The sequence below is a fragment of the Psychrosphaera ytuae genome (assembly GCF_017638545.1).
Taxonomy (GTDB): Bacteria; Pseudomonadota; Gammaproteobacteria; order Enterobacterales; family Alteromonadaceae; genus Psychrosphaera; species Psychrosphaera ytuae.
In genome coordinates, this window is record NZ_CP072110.1 from 1378296 (window position 1) to 1394508 (window position 16213).

General features: G+C 43.6%; 12 protein-coding genes. 5 read left to right on the forward strand and 7 right to left on the reverse strand.

The window, feature by feature from the left end; all coding sequences use genetic code 11:
* Nucleotides 1-25: 25 nt before the first annotated feature.
* Entirely contained in the window at nucleotides 26-1297 is a 1272-nt protein-coding gene (locus J1N51_RS06045) for an exo-beta-N-acetylmuramidase NamZ family protein (protein WP_208833340.1), read from the forward strand.
* A 10-nt stretch (nucleotides 1298-1307) separates the two neighbouring features.
* On the opposite strand, the gene J1N51_RS06050 is transcribed toward J1N51_RS06045, so the two are convergent.
* The 4 genes from J1N51_RS06050 to purL form a co-directional block, all read right to left on the reverse strand.
* Nucleotides 1308-1919, reverse strand: coding sequence for a transglycosylase SLT domain-containing protein (locus J1N51_RS06050; RefSeq protein WP_208833041.1), 612 nt, complete (start codon nucleotides 1917-1919; stop codon nucleotides 1308-1310).
* A gap of 335 nt (nucleotides 1920-2254) precedes the next feature.
* The gene (locus tag J1N51_RS06055; protein ID WP_208833042.1) at nucleotides 2255-3796 is read right to left on the reverse strand and encodes a S10 family peptidase; all 1542 of its coding nucleotides are present in this window, start codon (nucleotides 3794-3796) and stop codon (nucleotides 2255-2257) included.
* Between the two features lie 221 nt (nucleotides 3797-4017).
* The gene (gshA, locus tag J1N51_RS06060) at nucleotides 4018-5586 is read right to left on the reverse strand and encodes a glutamate--cysteine ligase (protein WP_232842873.1); all 1569 of its coding nucleotides are present in this window, start codon (nucleotides 5584-5586) and stop codon (nucleotides 4018-4020) included.
* A gap of 224 nt (nucleotides 5587-5810) precedes the next feature.
* Entirely contained in the window at nucleotides 5811-9716 is a 3906-nt protein-coding gene (gene purL / locus J1N51_RS06065; RefSeq protein ID WP_208833043.1) for a phosphoribosylformylglycinamidine synthase, read from the reverse strand.
* Nucleotides 9717-9876: 160 nt separating this feature from the next.
* Here purL and mltF point away from each other — a divergent pair, with 160 nt between their 5' ends.
* Together mltF and J1N51_RS06075 are read left to right on the forward strand one after the other, a co-directional pair.
* Nucleotides 9877-11355, forward strand: a complete 1479-nt coding sequence (gene mltF, locus J1N51_RS06070; RefSeq protein WP_208833044.1) for a membrane-bound lytic murein transglycosylase MltF — start codon at nucleotides 9877-9879, stop codon at nucleotides 11353-11355.
* Nucleotides 11356-11429: 74 nt separating this feature from the next.
* Nucleotides 11430-11594, forward strand: a complete 165-nt coding sequence (locus J1N51_RS06075; protein ID WP_208833045.1) for a hypothetical protein — start codon at nucleotides 11430-11432, stop codon at nucleotides 11592-11594.
* Here J1N51_RS06075 and tadA read toward each other — a convergent pair.
* Entirely contained in the window at nucleotides 11591-12106 is a 516-nt protein-coding gene (gene tadA, locus J1N51_RS06080; RefSeq protein WP_208833046.1) for a tRNA adenosine(34) deaminase TadA, read from the reverse strand. The two genes, J1N51_RS06075 and tadA, sit on opposite strands and share 4 nt — an antisense overlap.
* A gap of 189 nt (nucleotides 12107-12295) precedes the next feature.
* Between tadA and J1N51_RS06085 the strand changes: the two genes are divergently transcribed.
* A complete protein-coding gene (locus J1N51_RS06085) occupies nucleotides 12296-12538 on the forward strand; it encodes a hypothetical protein (RefSeq protein WP_208833047.1) in 243 nt (80 codons plus the stop codon).
* Nucleotides 12539-12585: 47 nt separating this feature from the next.
* The gene (locus tag J1N51_RS06090; protein ID WP_208833048.1) at nucleotides 12586-12780 is read left to right on the forward strand and encodes a hypothetical protein; all 195 of its coding nucleotides are present in this window, start codon (nucleotides 12586-12588) and stop codon (nucleotides 12778-12780) included.
* A gap of 44 nt (nucleotides 12781-12824) precedes the next feature.
* On the opposite strand, the gene guaA is transcribed toward J1N51_RS06090, so the two are convergent.
* Nucleotides 12825-14402, reverse strand: a complete 1578-nt coding sequence (gene guaA, locus J1N51_RS06095) for a glutamine-hydrolyzing GMP synthase (RefSeq protein WP_208833342.1) — start codon at nucleotides 14400-14402, stop codon at nucleotides 12825-12827.
* A 130-nt stretch (nucleotides 14403-14532) separates the two neighbouring features.
* The gene (gene guaB / locus J1N51_RS06100) at nucleotides 14533-16002 is read right to left on the reverse strand and encodes an IMP dehydrogenase (protein WP_208833049.1); all 1470 of its coding nucleotides are present in this window, start codon (nucleotides 16000-16002) and stop codon (nucleotides 14533-14535) included.
* Between the last annotated feature and the right edge of the window lie 211 nt (nucleotides 16003-16213).

Below are 16213 nucleotides of genomic sequence, written 5' to 3' on the forward strand. Positions count from 1 at the left end.
TTTAGCCAAGCTCACTAACCGCGTCATCCTTAGAGCTTTGTTTGTTATGGCTTTTTTTGTGACCAGCTGGGGTGTTGTAGGTATAGCAATGCCTACTTCTGCCAATGACACACCTCTTTTAACAGGTGCAGAACAACCTCACTTATACCTGCCGCTTATCAAAAACAAACGCGTGGGTCTTGTTGTTAACCAAACATCCATCATTACCAAAGGTCAAATTCCAAACCAGCATTTGGTCGACGAGTTGTTAAAAAACCAAGTACAAGTCGTCAGACTATTTGCCCCTGAGCACGGTATCCGCGGTACCCTAAGTGCTGGTGAAACCTTTAACTCGAGTGTTGACCCTGTTACTGGACTTCCTATCGTTTCTATTTATGGTCGTTCAAAACGCCCTAATCGAGAGGTGATTGAAGATCTTGATGTGTTGATTTTTGACATTCAAGACGTCGGTGCGCGCTTTTATACATACATAAACAGCTTGTTTTATATGATGCAAGCGGCGCAACAAGCAAATATCGAGTTTGTTGTTTTGGACCGACCTAACCCACACATCAGTACCGTTTCTGGGCCTATGCTCGATGCAAAATTTCGGTCTTTTGTCGGCTTGTTACCGATTCCCATGGTGCACGGAATGACGGTGGGTGAAATCGCAAAAATGGCCGTAGGTGAAGACTGGCTAAATTCAATAGACCCCTTGTTAATCGAAGGTTCAACACCTCAATCCAGTGACAAGTCTAAGCTCAAATTAACAGTAATCCCGGTCCGCAATTACACTCGCAGTACTGAATACACCTTACCTGTTGCACCGAGCCCTAATTTACCCAATCAACAAGCAATTAGGCTGTACCCAAGTCTTTGCTTATTTGAGGCGACACCTATAAGCATTGGTCGCGGTACTGATTTTCCGTTTCAAGTTATTGGCCATCACCAAGCGCATAGTGGCGACTTTGAGTTTACCCCAGAAGTAAAGCCACTCGCCGCCAAAAATCCAAAGTTAAAAGGCATAAAGCTAACAGGGCAAGACTTGCGAAGTACTGAGATCGAACACCTCAATTTGAGTTACTTGTTAGATTGGTATAAACAATTTGAGCGGTATAATCTATCGGTCGAAAACCTTGAACAAAAAGATACTTTAACTTTTTTTAGCCGGGCAGATTTTTTTGATAAGTTGGCCGGAACTGACCAACTTCGCAAGCAAATTGAAAAAGGGATGTCGGAACAAGAAATTAAAGTGAGTTGGCAACCGGCACTCGATGTTTTTGAGCGCCAGCGTCAACCTTATCTTTTGTATCCTTGATATGTGGGGATTAATAAAACATTAATCGCCACAACCAACTCGAGTTAAGGTAGTCTTCGCAGCCTCGTAATTGTTGGGCGTAGCGTTTGGCTCGGGCGTCGACTTTTTTAGCAACTTTTACTAACCAAGCTTTTTTGCGATAAGTTTTGCGCTTATAGCCACCCCAACCTTCGTGATAATTGAGATATTGATTTTTGGCATCCCACTTAGACACCTTATTTATGCGATAGGTTTTGTTTGTATACCAACCCATAAAATCAACGGCATCTTCAAAATCATCTCGGTCAGCCCAGCTATTACCAGATTCTCTTTTGTATTCGTCCCAAGTGCCCGTTTTGGCCTGTGAATAACCATACGCTGAGCTTGCTCGGCCTATTGGAATAAAGCCCAAAAAGTATTCCATCGGTGGTGCGGCATCTGCTTTAAACGAACTCTCTTGATACATCATAGCCATCACCACGTGGATCGGCGTGCCCCAGCGATCATTCATATCATTGGCGTCATCCCACCAATCTTCACGCTCTTTGAAGATCTCACAAACGTTTGAAATGTTTTTAGGTTGAGGGGTGGTACAGGAGGCAAGTAGAAATGGAAAAATCAGCGCAATTAAAAACTTTTTCATATTATTTTCACTACATTTTGAACTTTTTGTGAGAAGCGTGTCTAACAAAGTATTAACAGAGTTTTTCCCTGAAATTGTTGTTATCTTCGACGAGTAATTAATTTACTCGTTTTTTTTTGCTTTTTGAAATTATTCGCCTGTTTTTTACGTTATTTAATTTAATTGTAATCAAGGCTTTGTAAAATAATTACGATTTTTCTTAAAAAAGATCGAACTTTCCAGAAAAGAGCTGTCTAACATAGTGAAAGCAGTTTTTTTCATTCCCTGGAAGTTGTTGTTAGTTTGGCGAGTACCTATACGTACTCGCCTTTTTTTTGCTTGTAAAAGCTGTGTTATCAATACTTTGCTGGCATCGTAGTTGATGGAATTGTGTTTAAAATAAACTGACGCAGGTCTTCGTTTGACTGTCTAAGATCTTCGTAACGCAAGTACATCATATGGCCACTTCGATAGCCTTTAAAAGAAAGACGATCCTTCATTTTACCACTTTGATCTAGGTGCCACATAGTGTACTTAGCATCAAAGTAATTTGTTGCGCCATCGTAGTAGCCCGCTTGTACCATGACGTTAAGGTATGGATTTTGGGCCATCGCCAATCGCAAATTTTTACCCGTATTATTGTTACTGCGATCCCATGGATGCACATTACCAAACATATTGTACTTAACGTCTGTAACGTATCCCAATTCTTCTCTCAAGTAGTAATTAATCGCAGGGGTAAAGCTGTGTAACCAAGAGGTGAGCTCGGCGTAATAATCAGGACGACTGCCAGTGTCCTTTTCATCTATGCCTAAATATCGAGAATCAAGACGACCAACCGTTTGACCACGTTCTCGTAACAATTCTTTCCAAAAGTACGAAGTCGATACATCTAAGTTATTTCGAATCACTTCTTGAACGGACAAACCAGAATACTTTGAGACTTGCTCTGCGACCGCTTGTTTTTCTTGCTCAGAAATAAAGCCGCCTTTGGCTAACGCAGGCAGGTAAGTTTCAAGAGTAAAACGCTCTACTTGAGGGAGTAACTCATCTAAATCTAAATCTTGAAGCTCGCTCGACAATGCTTTGTGGTGCCAGGCAGCAGCTGCAAAATACGGTAAGCGATTGGCTGCTTTTACTGGGCCTTTTCGTTCAATACCAATATCCGTTGGTGAAACTAACACAACGCCGTTCAAATACATCCATTGACGACCTTGTAACTCTAACGCGAGTCCAGATACACGAGTGGTCCCATAGCTTTCACCAATTAAATATTTAGGAGAGCGCCAGCGGTTATATCGAGTAACGAAGGTATTAACCCAATCGGCTAAGTATTCAATATCAGCATTCACACCAAAAAACATCGATTTTTGCTCTGCTTTTGAAGGCATTTTGCCTTCTTTGTTTGGCAAAACACGGGAGTAGCCAGTATTCACTGGATTAACAAATACAATGTCAGCCACATCTAATACCGAGTAAGGATTAGTCTTAACGCCATAAGGTTGCAGTGGGTAGCCTTCGTCATCGACGTTTAATACTTTTGGTCCCGTGTATGCAACATGCATCCAAACAGACGCCGAACCTGGGCCGCCATTAAACGAAATCAGCAACGGGCGACTTGCCGTATCTTTAATGTCGGTGCGTTGATAATAGGTATAAAACAGCGTTGCGGTGGGGTGGCCTTCTTCATCCCAGACAGGTTGTGTACCCACTGTTGCTGTGTATTTTATTTTTTTACCGCCAATTTTAGTGGTGTGACTCGTCGTTGTTTTGTTGTCGATATCAACATTTCGAGAAAACTCAGACGCATTGATATTAGCCACAGCACAGAGACTGAGGAGAAGAAATGATGCAATTTTTAGTATCGCTTTTTTTGAAATTACTGTTGTTGTCCGCATATTCGTACCCTGAATTGTTTGGATGGATAAACCTTTGTTATCGGTAACAAATGACTATAACCAAACTGAGTATAAATAAACAACGTCAGAAAAAAACAGTACAGACGGGATATTGCGTTAAGTTGGAGATTAGACTTGCTGAGCGCCACGCTGGTTTAAGCATCTAAACAAGCGTGGCGTAAAATAGTGGGATTAACGTCCGCAGACTTTTTACTAATAATTTAGTACTTAAAGTAGTTTTCCAAAAACTCATCAAAGCTCAATGTATCACTTGCTTCAATTTGCTGTTGTTTGGCAATTGACTTTTGTCCTTCTTCAACCAAAAACGACGGTTTAAAGTGATTTGGCTGATGAGCCAAGGCTTGCGTCTTGTAGCCATTAGCTAACTCAAGTCCATATCGACCATTGTCTTTATTGGCGTTGAGTAATTCATTGAGCAACATTCCCGACAGGGTTTTGTTAGGGTCATCCGCAGCTGGCTTAACTCGGTCAAGCGCAATACTGTAATGTATGCCACCGTAATGGTTGTCTAGCCATTTTGCGATAGCCGCCATTTCATCGAGGATTTCATGAACCCACTCGTTGCGATCTTTGTCCGTGCCGTCTAATTTGAGAGTCAGCTGCTCTGCTCTACCATTTAACACAATGCGGTCAATGTTTTCATCTGCTTCATCTTGCTGAACAGAGTCTAATTCATCGCGTTCGTTGAACAAACAGAACAACATAAACAAGTCCAAAACTCGCATTTGTTCTTTTGAAATACCGTAAGCAGAAAACGGGTTAACATCCAACGCCCTAAGCTCTACGTACATTATCCCGCGGCGCTCTAATGCATCAGTTGGCTTTTCACCTGAGCGAGTTACCTGCTTAGGACGCACTGGTGCATAAAGCTCATTTTCAATCTGTAAGATATTGTCGTTAAGCTGTTGGTAATCTTGGCCAACTTTAATACCGATTGCCTTATATTCTTCAGACTTGGTACGAATGGCCCTTCTGAGCTTAGTGATGTAGTTTTGTAACGTACCGTATTCAACATTCAACGAAGATTGCGCAGAATTCGTGTATCCCAAGTCACTCATTCGCAACGACGTAGCATGAGGTAAATAAACCGTGCCTTTGCCAAGCGATTCAAAAGGCAGCACATCGTCCTCACCTTCTAGGAACGAACGACACATAGCCGGGGAAGCACCAAACAAATAAGTAATGATCCACACGTAACGCTTCACGTTACGAACCATTCTCATGTATTGCTCGGATTGGAACGTGTTTAGATCTGAGGTGTCTCCTTGGGTCTTTTGATAAAGCTCCCAAAATTCACCAGGTAATGAAAAGTTGTAATGAATGCCCGCGATCGCTTGCATCATCGAGCCGTATCGGTTTTTTAAGCCTTTTCGGTAAGTGCGCTTCATTTTGCCAATATTCGACTCACCGTAATAGGCAATCGGAATTTCATCTTGATGCTTGATAAAACAAGGCATACTCATTGGCCACAAAACCTCATCGCCAATGTTTTTACTGACAAAATGATGAATATCTTGAAGCTGACCAAATGTTTCCTCAATATTGTTTGAAGGAGGCGTGATCAATTCCAACAACGCTTCTGAGTAGTCCGTTGTAATGTATGGGTGCGTTAACGCAGCGCCCAATAACTTAGGGTGTTCTCGTTGAGAAATTTTACCTTCGGGAGAAACTCTTAAGGTTTCTCGCTCGATCCCACGACGGATCTCTTTAACGGCAGCGGTGTACTCAGCGGAGGAAAGTTCGTCCAGACGTTGTTGTAATGTAGTCAAAATACAATCGTTCCTTAAAGCTCTCGATTTAAAGGCTCTTTATGGCGTCAATAGACACGATTATAAAGGGCAATCTTTCATTTATTTTCAAAAAAATTAATAAAATAACAAAAAAGCCATCTCATCGATGGCTTTTTCTACACAGATTGGTCAATAACTAACAGCCATGTTGCTAATAGGACTTTTTGGTAATAGCCCTTCAACTATAGCGTTAAGTTACTAGACTAGCCAACCCACTTACGCGCGTTGCGGAACATGCGCATCCAAGGGCTATCTTCTTGCCACTCGTCAGGGTGCCAAGAATTACTCACGGTACGGAACACACGTTCTGGGTGTGGCATCATAATGGTAACGCGACCATCTGTTGTCGTCAGTGATGTAATACCCTGCGGAGAGCCATTTGGATTAGCAGGGTACACTTCCGTTTGTTCACCACGGTTGTTGATGTATTGCATAGCTACTGTGCCAGATTCGACAGCCTGAGCGATGGCATCAGCGTTAGCAAATTCTGCACGACCTTCACCGTGTGATACCGCAATCGGCATGCGCGAACCTTCCATTCCAGCAAAGAATACTGAAGGCGTTGGTTTGATCTCAACTAAGCTAAAGCGCGCTTCAAAGCGCTCTGACTTGTTAGTCACAAAACGTGGCCAGTGATCTGCACCCGGAATAAGTGAGCGCAAGTTAGACATCATCTGACAACCGTTACACACACCAAGGCTGAAGGTGTCTTCTCGGTGGAAGAAAGCCTTAAATTGAGCGGCCAATTCTTCATTAAACAAAATAGATTTTGCCCAGCCTTCACCGGCACCTAAAACGTCACCGTATGAGAAACCACCACAAGCAACAAGACCTCTAAACGACTCAAGGGTTACACGACCGCTTTGTAAGTCACTCATGTGAACGTCAATGGCATCAAACCCAGCTCGGTTAAAGGCGGCTGCCATTTCGACATGTGAGTTCACACCTTGCTCACGTAAAATCGCTACTTTAGGTGCTGCATTGGCCATTGATTTGGCAATAATAGGGGCAGCAACATCTTCATTAATATCAAAGCTTAGCTCTGCGTGAAGACCTGGATCGGCGGCATCAAACTTAGCGTCAAATTCTTGTTTAGCACATTCTGGGTTGTCGCGACGAGCTTGCATTTGATAGGTCGTTTCGGCCCATACTGTACGGTAATGAGTACGAGTATTTTCAAGAACAACGTCACCGTTGAAGGCAAAGCTCACTTTATCATTGTCATTGACCGAACCAATTACATGGCTCAATTCAGCTAAACCGTTATCTGCCAATACCGCCATAACTGAATCTAAGTCGGACTCAGCAACTTGGACAACCGCACCTAGTTCTTCTGAGAATAAAATAGAGAGCGCATCATTGCCCAATCCATCAAGGTCAACCTCAACCCCGGCTTTACCCGCGAAGGCCATTTCAGTTACGGTTGAGAACAAACCACCGTCTGAACGGTCGTGGTAAGCCATCAATTTGTTATCAGCTAATAGCGCCTGAACACCATTAAAAAAGCCTTTCAGTAACTCAGGAGAGTCTACGTCTGGTGCTTGCGTACCTAATTGGTTGTAAACCTGGGCTAAACAACTCGCACCCATGCGGTTTTGTTTGTTACCTAAGTCAATCAAGATCAGCTTGGACGCGCCTTTGTCAGTACGTAACTGTGGCGTTAATGTCTTGCGAATATCTTCAACACGAGCAAACGCAGTAATAACCAATGACAGAGGTGCAGTCACAGACTTGTCTTCACCGTTGTCATCTTGCCATTGAGTTTTCATCGACATTGAGTCTTTGCCGACTGGAATCGTAATATCCAATGCTGGACATAACTCTTCACCCACTGCTTTTACCGCTTCGTATAAACCCGCGTCTTCGCCTGGGTGCCCTGCCGCTGCCATCCAGTTTGCAGACATTTTAATACGTTTTAATTCGCCAATATCAGAAGCTGCAATATTGGTAATTGACTCTGCTACGGCCATACGCGCAGAAGCGCCGTAGTTTAACAGTGCAATTGGCGTGCGTTCACCCATTGCCATTGCTTCACCGTGGTAGCTGTCCAGTGCTGCTGCGGTTACAGCAACGTCCGCAACAGGAACCTGCCAAGGACCAACCATTTGGTCTCGAGCAACCATACCCGTAACCGAGCGGTCACCGATAGTAACAAGGAAGGTTTTTTCTGCCACTGTAGGAAGTCGTAGGATTCGCTCTGCCGCGTCTGCCAGCTCAATAGCCGAAGTATCAAGCTCAGAACCAGTGGTGTGCTTTGATTCAACATCGCGGTGCATTTTTGGTGGCTTACCTAATAAAACATCAAGCGGTAAATCAACTGGTTTGTTATCAAAGTGCTCATCAGTCAAGGTCAAGTGACGCTCTTCTGTTGCTTCACCAACCACTGCATATTGCGCGCGCTCACGCTGACAAATCTCTTCAAACTTAGCCATGTTTTCAGGCGCAACTGCTAATACATAACGCTCTTGAGATTCGTTACACCAAATTTCTAATGGTGACATTCCTGGCTCGTCGTTTGGTACGTTACGTAACTCAAAACGACCGCCACGCTCACCGTCATCAACGAGCTCAGGGAATGCGTTTGAAAGGCCACCTGCGCCTACGTCATGGATAAATGCGATAGGGTTTGCGTCGCCTAACTGCCAACATTTGTCGATAACTTCCTGACAACGACGCTCCATCTCTGGATTTTCACGTTGTACCGACGCAAAGTCCAAATCTTCGTTTGACTGACCAGATGCCATCGAGCTAGCTGCACCGCCACCAAGGCCAATGTTCATTGCAGGGCCGCCAAGCGCAATAAGCTTGGCACCGACAGGAATGGTTCCTTTGTTGGTATGCTCACGACGAATGTTACCAAGACCACCAGCAATCATAATAGGCTTGTGATAACCGCGAACTTCTTCGCCGTTAAAGCTGTTAACTTTGTCTTCAAAGGTACGGAAATAACCTAAGATATTTGGGCGACCAAATTCGTTGTTAAATGCCGCGCCACCTAGTGGGCCTTCGGTCATAATATCAAGGGCATTAACAATACGACTTGGCTTGCCGTAGTCGTTTTCCCAAGGTTGTTCAAAACCCGGAATACGCAAGTTAGATACCGTAAAACCAACCAAACCGGCTTTAGGTTTAGAACCACGTCCTGTTGCACCTTCATCACGAATTTCACCACCTGAACCTGTTGCCGCACCTGGGTATGGTGAAATCGCCGTCGGGTGGTTATGCGTCTCGACTTTCATCAAAATGTCGATGTTTTCGTGGTGATACTTGTACTGACTCGTCACTGGATCAGCAAAAAAGCGACCCGCTTCCGAACCGTGCATTACCGCTGCGTTATCTTTGTATGCTGAGGTGACGTATTCTGGCGTTTGTTCAAACGTATTTTTTATCATTTTGAACAGAGATTTAGGCTGCTCAACCCCATCGATGGTCCAATCCGCATTAAAGATCTTGTGACGACAATGCTCAGAGTTTGCTTGGGCAAACATATAAAGCTCAATGTCATTAGGATTGCGCTCTAACTTCTTAAAGCTCTCAACTAAGTAGTCAATTTCATCTTCAGCTAGTGCAAGGCCCATGTCTAAGTTTGCTTTAGCTAATGCATCGCGACCACCGCCTAACACATCAACAGAAGTTAATGGCTTTGGTGTTTCTTGGACAAATAAGGCATTACCCGATTGTAAGCTATCAAACACAGACTCGGTCATACGGTCGTGTAATTCTGAATAAATAACTTGAAGCTGTTGAGATGAGAGTTCGGAGGAGGTTTCTACGTAGTAAGCGATACCACGTTCAATTCTTTTTACTTTGTTTAGGCCGCAGTTGTTGGCGATGTTGGTTGCTTTGGTGGACCAAGGAGAAATGGTGCCGGGACGAGGGGTGACTAAAATTAACTTTCCGCTGGGGGGATGAGACTCAATTTTGGGGCCATATTCTAATAAGGCGTTGAGTTTGTCTAATTCGGAGTCGGATAGTTCAGATTCTATTTCTGCGAAATGGACAAACTCAGCATAAATATCTTTTATATTGAGTCCGTGCTGATTAAACGCAGACATTAATTTGTTGACTCGAAAGTCAGAGAGAGCCGGAGCACCACGAAGGATTAACATTGCCAATTCACCGTTCATGTTGAAAGGAAAAAAATTAGGTGCGCAGTATACCTGCAAACTTTACCAATAAACAGAATTGTGTGTTAGTTTAAGGGCATAAAGATCAAATTTTTTCAATCCTGAAGAACAACATAGCAAAACCTTGATGGCGACCCCAATAATGATACAAAACGCAGGCTTCTTTTATACTATTCGGCAAGTTCAGTGGCGCTCGGTGTTAGCCGTTGTGCTTAGCCTGTTTGTATTAGCCTGCTCGCCGCAGATGGAAAAAAGCCACCTCGAAAAGTTGCAACAACGACAAGTTATTAACATTGGTATTTTATTTAATCCAACTAGTTACTACATCGATGCAAGTGGTGCTGCAGGTTTTGAATACGAGCTCAGCCAACGTTTAGGAGAATACCTCAATCTCGACGTAAACTTAGTTCCTAGCTTTCACATCGCGGAATTGCTGCCCAAGCTCAAATCTGGTCATGTCGACATTGTCATAGGTGGCATCGCCAAAACAGAATCTCGTGCCGAGGCCTTTCGATTTGCACCGCCGTATTTTTACATCGACCAAAAACTTGTTTTTAAACAAGGCAGGCAACGCCCAAAATCGTTTGAAGAAGTAGATGCTCCAATTACCGTAGGCAGCCATACAAATCACGCTGAGTTAATGGCCGCGCAGCAAACCTTGTTTCCCAATCTTGAGGTTGAAAACATTGATCTTGCAGACCAAAACGATCTACTCGAGCAGCTCATGGCTGAAGAAATTGATTATACCCTCGCCGACTCACACAGCTTGGCTTTGATTCGCCGCTATTACCCTGATATCAGCGTTGCGTTTACAGTAAGAGAAGAGTTACCGCTCAGTTGGTTAATGAACAAAAATGACGATGATTCGTTATATGCGGTATTGATTGAGTTTTTTGGCGAGTTACATCAATCCGGTGAACTAACAGCCCTAGAAGATAAGTATTTTGGTCACGTCGAGCAGTTCAATTACGTTGATACACGTTTGTTTATGAAAGCTGTCGATGAAGTGTTACCTAAATATAAAACTTGGTTTCAAGATTATTCTGGAGATTTGGATTGGCGCTTAATCGCAGCTCAAAGTTATCAGGAGTCACACTGGAACCCACGCGCCAAATCTCCAACGGGTGTGAGGGGCATCATGATGTTAACTCAGCCTACCGCGAAACAAATGGGAGTTAAAAGCCGGCTCGACGCCGAGTCGAATATCCGAGGCGGTGCCAAATACCTCAACCTGCTAATTCAGCGAGTACCAGATAGGATCAATGAGTCTGACCGCCCTTGGTTTGCTTTAGCAGCGTACAATGTCGGTTGGGGGCACGTACAAGATGCGCGAAAGCTAACACGACAACTCGGTGGTGATCCAGATAAGTGGGTTGACGTAAAACAACATCTACCTAAGTTGCGTCAAAAGAAGTATTATAAGACCACTCGATATGGGTTTGCTCGCGGTGACGAAGCCGTCACTTACGTCTCAAATATCAGACGTTATTATGACACTCTGACTTGGATTGACGAGCAAGCGGCCCAACAATTAAAAATAGAACAAAAACTAGAACAAAAGTTAGAACAGAGAAAACAACAAGTCAGCCAACAAGAGGCCGAGTCTGACGACTCAGAATAAGCCCAAAAGGCGCTCTGTCATACAAATGTCAAACTGATGACATACACTTTGCTCAAATTTAACAAGGAACAACCATGTTCAAACGAAGAAGAACCCCGCGACTTGCGCGTGACAAACGGTTCTTGGATAAAACTCGACGTCGCGTGGCCAGAAAAGCCGCGATTAAAAGAGTGGTCCATCGCCGTATAAAGCAAGTGACCATGCGCTTTGAAGACGCACACAACGAAGACAACGATTAATCGTTGTCTTTTGCGTTTTGGGTCTGGCGCAATTGCTTTAACCGTTTCTTTTCTTCTCGTCGACGCTTAAAAAAATCAGACAGTTGTTGACTGCATTCTTGCTCTAACACACCACCAATACATTCAACCTTATGATTGTGACTATCGTGTCGCAACAATTGCATCACGCTTTCAACGGCACCGGTTTTGTAGTCTTTTGCACCATAAACTAAACGGTCAACTCGTGCATGTACCAAAGAACCTGAGCACATAACACAGGGCTCTAACGTTACGTACAAAGTAGTATTGATCAAACGATAATTCTCGACCTGAACTCCGGCGTCTCGCAAAGCCATGACTTCTGCATGAGCGGTAGGATCATGGCGGGTGATGGCTTGATTAAAACCTTCGCCTATAATTTCGCCATCACGAACCAAAACGGCCCCGACGGGTATTTCACCGAGTTGCTCCGCTTGTGATGCAAGAGCCATAGCCCTTTGCATAAATTTAATATCTTGGTCGAGTGTGGTCATGATGATTGAATCTATAAAAATATTGGTTAATTTTCTCACTTGTTGGCGAGTTGTACCATTAAAAAAACCAGTTATTCTGGCACATTCCCTTTAAAAACAAGCATTACAGTTTGGCACGCTAATTGAACCTTGCTCAACAAGCAATTATGCATTACAACTTAACTATCAGTTCAAAAAAAGGACAATATCATGGACCCCTTGCTAATTCTCGTTGCTATCGTCGCAATTGTCGGTGGCCTATTTTATTCAGCGTATGAGCAGAAAGTAAAACTGCAAATCGCCAAAGAAAAAAATCAAAACAAAGGCGTCAGTGACGATGCCCAAGCCGAAATCGATCGCTTGAAAGAACGAGTTGCTGTACTAGAAAAAATTGTAACTGACAAAAACTATTCGTTAAAAAGTGAAATTGAATCTCTAGATCGCGTTAGCTAGTTATTGTTGATAACCATCAAGACTGCCCGATTTGAAGGAGAAGACTAATGGAACGCTTATTAAAAAGTTTAATTCCAGTCGCATTTTTAGTCATTGCCATAGTGCTTTATACCCTTGGCATGGCAGCGGAAAGTTTTTTGGTGATTGCCCTTGGCGTCTTATTTGAAGGTGCATTCTGGGTCAAGCTTTTCAAACTTTCATCAGAAAACGAGCGGCTCGAAACTAAAAAAGGCGCTCATTAAAAGCGCCTTTTTAGTGTTTTAAAATCTAATTAAACCCGTACAGGTTATTCCCACTCAATCGTCGCCGGTGGCTTACCACTAATGTCATAAACGACACGCGAAATGCCATCGATTTCGTTGATAATACGGTTCGATACTCGACCTAAGAAATCGTATGGCAAATGAGCCCAATGCGCCGTCATAAAGTCGATGGTTTCAACAGCACGCAAGCTGACAACCCAATCGTATTTACGGCCATCGCCCATAACACCGACCGAACGTACAGGTAAAAATACCGTAAACGCTTGGCTTACTTTGTTATACAAATCGGCTTTGTGTAATTCTTCGATGAAAATCGCATCGGCACGACGAAGTAAGTCAGCATACTCTTTTTTAACTTCACCAAGAATACGCACACCTAGACCCGGTCCAGGGAACGGATGGCGGTACAACATGTCGTATGGCAAACCTAGCTCTAGACCAATTTTGCGAACTTCATCTTTAAATAGTTCACGTAGTGGCTCAACTAAGCCTAGCTCCATGTCTTCTGGCAGACCACCTACATTATGGTGAGACTTGATCACATGTGCTTTACCTGTTGCTGATGCAGCAGACTCGATTACATCCGGATAAATCGTACCTTGTGCTAACCATTTAGCGTTTTTGAGCTTACTAGCTTCTTCATCAAACACTTCAACAAACACATTACCAATGATCTTGCGCTTTTTCTCAGGATCGTTTTCGCCTTTTAAGCGATCTAAGAAGCGCTGTTCTGCATTAACATGAACAATGTTCAGACCAAAATGGTCGCCAAACATTTCCATAACTTGTTTGCCTTCGTTAAGACGCAACAAGCCGTTATCTACAAATACACAAGTCAGTTTGTCGCCAATTGCTCGGTGCAACAACATAGCCACAACCGATGAATCAACACCGCCTGATAAGCCAAGTACAACCTCGTCATCACCCACTTGCTCACGCATTTTTTCAATTGCGTCATCGATAATACGACCTGCGGTCCATAACTTTTCACAGCCACTGATGTTACATACAAAGTTTTCAAGTAAACGAAGACCTTGTTTAGTGTGAGTTACTTCAGGGTGGAACTGTACGCCATAAAAACGCTTTTCTTCGTGGGACATGATTGCAAACGGACAGCTGTCTGTTTTTGCAACGATTTGGAAGCCTGATGGAATAGCGCTGACTTTATCACCGTGGCTCATCCAAACGTCTAATAATGCATTACCATCTGCAGCGATTGAGTCTTCGATGTTTTTAGTCAATGCTGATTCAGCAACCACTTCAACTTGGGCGTAACCAAATTCACGCTCCATTGAAATCTCAACAGCACCGCCCAGTTGTTGTGACATAGTTTGCATGCCGTAACAGATGCCTAAGACTGGCACGCCTGCTTCAAATACATACTCTGGAGCACGTGGCGAATTGTCAGCGGTTACTGACTCAGGACCACCGGCTAAGATAATACCGTTTGGATTAAATTCTTTGATTTGTTCTTCGGTGACGTCCCACGCCCAAAGCTCACAATAAACGCCGATTTCACGAACGCGACGAGCGATAAGTTGAGTGTACTGGGAGCCAAAATCTAAAATTAAAATTTTATGCTGGTGAATGTCTTGTGTCATGGACATGTTTTAGCCTTTTAATTATGAGTTAACTTAATGATTATAGTTAACTAAGTGATAAAAGACCGAACGCCGAATGGGTTCGGTCTGAGTATGAATTACCTGTCAGTTTAAACGTTAAAACTGACGATTAGCCCAAACGGTAGTTCGGTGCTTCTTTAGTAATTTGTACATCGTGTACGTGCGACTCGCCCATACCGGCAGAGGTCACGCGAACAAACTGAGGTTTGGTATTCATTTCTGGAATACTCGCACAACCTGTTAAGCCCATTGCCGAACGAATACCACCAAGCTGTTGGTGAATGATGTTTTCGATTGGACCTTTATACGCAACACGACCTTCGATACCTTCTGGTACTAGCTTCTCTTTGTTGTCGTCTTTTTGGAAATAACGGTCTGATGAGCCGTGGCTTTGGTTCATTGCACCTAAGCTACCCATACCGCGATAAGATTTGTAGTAACGACCTTGGTAAAGTTCTACGTCACCTGGTGCTTCTTCGGTACCTGCTAACATAGAGCCGACCATTACACAGCTTGCACCAGCAACTAACGCTTTAGAGATATCACCCGAGAAGCGAATACCACCATCGGCAATAACTGGAATGTTTTGGCCTGCAACCGCTTCTACCGCATCGGCAATTGCAGTAATCTGTGGAACACCACAGCCTGTAACGATACGAGTCGTACAAATTGAACCTGGGCCAATACCCACTTTAACCGCATTTACGCCCGCTTCTACCAGTGCTTTGGCACCTTCAGCGGTCGCAACATTACCACCAACGATATCTAAATTAGGGAAGTTTTGGCGTGCCCATTTAACTCGGTCTAGTACACCTTGAGAGTGACCGTGTGACGTATCAATAAGTAACACATCAACACCTGCATCAACTAGCGCTTGAATGCGCTCGTCAGTGCCCGGGCCAACACCAACTGCAGCACCAACACGTAAGCGGCCTAATGAATCTTTACATGCATTTGGCTTGCTGTCGGCTTTTTGGAAATCTTTAACTGTGATCATGCCTTTTAAGCGGAATGCATCATCAACCACTAGGATTTTTTCGATACGGTGCTTGTGCATTAACTCCATCACTTCACTGCGCTCAGCAGATTCATGAATCGTCACAAGCTTATTTTTAGGCGTCATGACAGAGCTAACTTTGGCTTTTAAGTTTGTTTCGAAACGCAAGTCACGACCCGTGACAATACCTTCAAGGTTGTTGTTTTCGTCAACAACAGGAAAACCCGAAAAACCGTGTTCATCGGCTAGCTGCATCACTTCTGCAAGGCTAATCTCAGATGAAACAGTGACTGGGTCAGATACGACACCACTTTCGAATTTTTTAACGCGGCGCACTTCGTTTGCTTGCGCCTGAATCGACATATTCTTATGAATAAAACCGAGACCACCTTCTTGTGCTAAGGCAATGGCTAAACGACTCTCCGTTACTGTATCCATAGCAGAAGAGACCATAGGTATATTTAACTCGATATTCTGAGTTAAGCGCGTCTTTAAATTGGCTTCGTGAGGAAGAACGGTGGAGTGACCTGGAACTAATAAAACGTCGTCAAACGTGAGGGCTTCTTTGACTATCCGCAACATGGCAATTTTTACCTTACATAAAGTAGATGGGTTGATGTTGCGGAGGCATTTTAGTTGAAATGGCGACTCAGGTAAACAAACATTTTCATTTTTTAATCAATTACTAGTTTACTAAACATTTGTTACCAAGTTTGCCCAGAGCCCTCTTTGACCCTGCGATTGCGCAAACTCAGGGATAACGTTAGACTTCTGCTATCCAACAACAAAAGAG

Coding starts and splice junctions, on each gene's coding strand:
- J1N51_RS06050 (WP_208833041.1), bottom strand. CDS start 1,919: ATGAAAAAGTTTTTAATTGCGCTGATTTTTCCATTTCTACTTGCCTCC.
- J1N51_RS06055 (WP_208833042.1), bottom strand. CDS start 3,796: ATGCGGACAACAACAGTAATTTCAAAAAAAGCGATACTAAAAATTGCA.
- purL (WP_208833043.1), bottom strand. CDS start 9,716: ATGTTAATCCTTCGTGGTGCTCCGGCTCTCTCTGACTTTCGAGTCAAC.
- mltF (WP_208833044.1), top strand. CDS start 9,877: ATGATACAAAACGCAGGCTTCTTTTATACTATTCGGCAAGTTCAGTGG.
- J1N51_RS06075 (WP_208833045.1), top strand. CDS start 11,430: ATGTTCAAACGAAGAAGAACCCCGCGACTTGCGCGTGACAAACGGTTC.
- tadA (WP_208833046.1), bottom strand. CDS start 12,106: ATGACCACACTCGACCAAGATATTAAATTTATGCAAAGGGCTATGGCT.
- J1N51_RS06085 (WP_208833047.1), top strand. CDS start 12,296: ATGGACCCCTTGCTAATTCTCGTTGCTATCGTCGCAATTGTCGGTGGC.
- J1N51_RS06090 (WP_208833048.1), top strand. CDS start 12,586: ATGGAACGCTTATTAAAAAGTTTAATTCCAGTCGCATTTTTAGTCATT.
- guaA (WP_208833342.1), bottom strand. CDS start 14,402: ATGACACAAGACATTCACCAGCATAAAATTTTAATTTTAGATTTTGGC.
- guaB (WP_208833049.1), bottom strand. CDS start 16,002: ATGTTGCGGATAGTCAAAGAAGCCCTCACGTTTGACGACGTTTTATTA.